Source organism: Rhizobacter sp. P2_H2 (genome assembly GCF_056403375.1).
Genome location: NZ_JBFUFP010001533.1, coordinates 1 through 946 on the forward strand (window position 1 = coordinate 1; position 946 = coordinate 946).

General features: G+C 68.3%; 1 protein-coding gene. It reads right to left on the reverse strand.

Annotated elements, in window-relative coordinates:
- On the reverse strand, positions 1-875 hold an 875-nt coding region (locus tag AC1D15_RS34525; protein WP_477829621.1), incomplete at its 3' end, for an ABC transporter substrate-binding protein.
- Positions 876-946: the final 71 nt, after the last annotated feature.

Here is a 946-nt window from a genome sequence, read left to right on the forward strand (position 1 = left end):
CGCTGGCATTGCGCGACCACGTTGACGCCCATCTGCGTCGGCCGCGGCACCACCATGCTCATCACGCAGCTCTGCTTGCGCGAGGTCAGCGTGTCGATCAGGTCCTGCCCCGCGAAGGACGAGGCGTAGAACAGGCCGGCGTACTTGCCGCGCACCAGGTGGTCGATGATCTTGCCGACCGGTCCCGCATTGGCGGTGAACAGCACGCAGTCGAGGCGCGCGGCCAGCAGCTCGTTGGCGACGCCGTCGAACGACGTGGCGTTGCGGTCGATGCCGATCGACACCTTGGGCTGGATGGACAGCGCCGACAGCGCGGCGTTCATCGCCTCCATGTTGGCCTTCGAGGTGTCGTTCAGGTAGACGACCCCGATGCGCTGCATGCCGAAATCCTTGACGTAGCCGACCATGCGCTTGTACTCGGCGTCGTAGCCGGCGCGTACGTGGAAGGCGCCGCTGACCTGGCTGCCGCGGATGCCCATGTTGCCGCTGGCGGTGCCGAGCATCGCGATCTGCGCATCCTCGATCACCGGCATGCAGGCTTCGGCGCCGGCACCGCTGGTCAGGCCGATCAGCGCGGTCGAGCCGCCCTCGACCAGCTGCATCACGTTCTTCATGCAGCGGCTGCGCACGCCGCCGTCGTCGAGCGTCTGCAGGTCGAAGTGAAGCCCGGTGGCGGCTTCAGTGGTGTTCGCCGCGGCGAAGGCGGCGGCGATGCCGTTCTGCACGTCGCGGCCGTAGCTGGCCTGGCCGCCGGTCAGCGACGCCGACTGGCCGAAGCTGATGGTTCGCGCCCCGGCGGCGCGCGACGCCGCGAACGGCAGGAGGGTCACGCCGGCAGCCCCGGAGGCGGCCAGCAACAGGTTTCTGCGCTTCATCTTCATCTCTCCCTGAGACCACGTCATGGCGACGTGATCGGGTTTCGACGCGATGAAGCGGCGGCTGAAGC